Genomic DNA, 2,148 nt, shown 5'->3' on the forward strand with positions numbered 1-2,148 from the left:
TGACACCAAGACTTTGGAAAGAACGCTTCGCTGCTGATCCGAGGCAATCAGATCTTTATATGGCCTGCAACCACTCCGTAGAATGACCGGTTACCAATGAACATGGCAGCGTGATCAGTACTCAAACAGTAAAGTCGGGTGACTACTACACGGGCCGGCGAAAAACCTGGCGCGCGTGGCAAAGCAAGCCAAGCTTTTCTTGTGGCAGCGCCTCTTTAGACACCAGCAAAGTAACTTGGCCATAAATGGAACTGCATAGAACACTGCTAACAGTCTATGTAGAGGTACCAGGAACGTTACCAGGACAATTAATATGAAAACATTGTTGAAAACGCTATTTATCGGCTTGTTCATTCTACAAACAAGCCACGCCATAGCTGACCTTGATGGAGAAACCATCACCTATTTCCTCACTGACCACCTGGGTTCCCCAGTTCTGGCGATGGATGAAGAGGGCGAACTATTGTGGAAGCGCGATTACAGTGCTTTCGGTGAAGCTCAGGACCAAGAGAACAGTGTCCCAGTCGGCCATACCGGGCATGAATTCGTACCAGAATCGGGCCTCAGCTATATGGGAGCCCGCTGGTATCATCCGGAACTGGGGCGCTTTTTGCAACCTGACCCCGTGGGATTTGTGCCAAGCAACTCCCTGTCATTCAATCGGTACCTGTACGTCAATAACAACCCCTACATGCACGAAGATCCGGACGGTGAGTTCTTGGACCTGATCGTAGAAGTGGCGAGCATCGCCATCGGCGTCACCAGTGCCATCCAGAACTTTTCCCAAGGAAATATCAAGGAAGGGCTCTATGATGTTGCCTTCGTCGTAGTTGATGCCGCTTTGATGCCTGTACCTATCATTCCTGGTGGTTCTGGTGCCGCACGCCATGCGCTCAAGAACTCTGAAAATGTTGCCGATGCAGCTTCATCAGCAGCCCGGGCATGCAGTTTCGCTGAAGGCACACTCGTGGCGACCCCCTCAGGCATGGCGCCCATTGAAAGCCTAACAATCGGTGACCAGATCCTTGCACGAAGCGAATCCGGCGAAGAGATGGATTACAAACGTGTTTCCGATGCCTACAGCCATGAGCACACAGACGGCATGACACTAACCGTCAGTCACTGGGACGGTACCACTGAAACCCTGACCACTACCCAGGAGCACCCGTTCTACGTCGAGGAAATCGGCTTTGTACCTGCTGGAGAGCTAGTAACTGGACAGCAGGTCGCCACCGCTGATGGCATGCCTGTAACCATTGATACAGTCGACCTAACACCGATCCAACTGATAGCTTATAACTATACAGTTGAAGACTTCAGCACCTACTTTGTTGGCGAGTCTAGGTTGTGGGTGCATAATGCTTGCAATACTGTCATAGAGTCAAAAATACGCAAACAGATGGGTGAGCGTGGTTGGAATGAGAATAGCATTCAAGACGTGATACAAAATCCATCCAGAACTGCGGGAACCCGTGATACTCGATGGAATCAAGATGGAACACGTAGAGATGACCCAGCTACTGCCTATGTACGAGATGATGGTCACTACGTAGTCCGGAATGATAATGATGGAACAATTGTACAAGTTTCTGATACAAACAATCCAAACTGGGAATCACCTTTTGAGTGACTATAATGAATACTGAGAAGAGCCTTATAGATGCTTACAACTCAAAGTCAATTGGCTCTGGTAGAGAGCCAATTATACTTAAACCTTATTGCTTGGAATTCATTTCAGATTGTCGTATTTCAGGGTTGGCTATTCTTGGAATAGAAGGTTACTTTGTAGCAAACGGAAAAGTTTGCCCGAATATAAACGAAATAGCAGACTTTTCTAATTTACCTATAGAGAACTGGGAAACATACCTGAAAGAATCTATAGAGGCAGCGAATAGATTCATAGGCATTATGATGTCGAGCGGGAAGAGTGACGCATATGGATTTGCTTTGACAAATGAATTTATCGAAATTTCTAAGTAGCATGGCTCTTTGCATAAAATATCTGTCAAGGGTTGGTAAAATCCGCGCTTAGAGTTAGGAGTGGCCTTAGGTATACTATTGTGGACCCCACTGTCAAGACCACTAATGCATTAAATTAAGGTAAAATGCCCTATGGGTTAAATTGTATTCTTACGCGGCTTGCAGCCA

At 47.1% G+C, this 2,148-nt stretch carries 2 protein-coding genes; both read left to right on the forward strand.

Annotated features, from left to right (window positions below; all coding sequences use genetic code 11):
- Positions 1–313: 313 nt before the first annotated feature.
- Positions 314–1,630 carry a colicin E5-related ribonuclease gene (locus G565_RS26245; protein ID WP_051208362.1) on the forward strand — a complete coding sequence of 439 codons (1,317 nt, stop codon included), beginning with the start codon at positions 314–316 and terminating at the stop codon, positions 1,628–1,630.
- 5 nt (positions 1,631–1,635) lie between these two features.
- A complete protein-coding gene (locus G565_RS0120835; protein WP_157600191.1) occupies positions 1,636–1,980 on the forward strand; it encodes a hypothetical protein in 345 nt (114 codons plus the stop codon).
- Positions 1,981–2,148 lie beyond the last annotated feature (168 nt).

The sequence above is a fragment of the Saccharospirillum impatiens DSM 12546 genome (assembly GCF_000423605.1).
Lineage (GTDB): Bacteria > Pseudomonadota > Gammaproteobacteria > Pseudomonadales > Natronospirillaceae > Saccharospirillum > Saccharospirillum impatiens.

What these genes read in the sequence shown, in the direction of transcription:
- G565_RS26245 (WP_051208362.1), top strand. Translation starts at nt 314, where the DNA reads ATGAAAACATTGTTGAAAACGCTATTTATCGGCTTGTTCATTCTACAA.
- G565_RS0120835 (WP_157600191.1), top strand. Translation starts at nt 1,636, where the DNA reads ATGAATACTGAGAAGAGCCTTATAGATGCTTACAACTCAAAGTCAATT.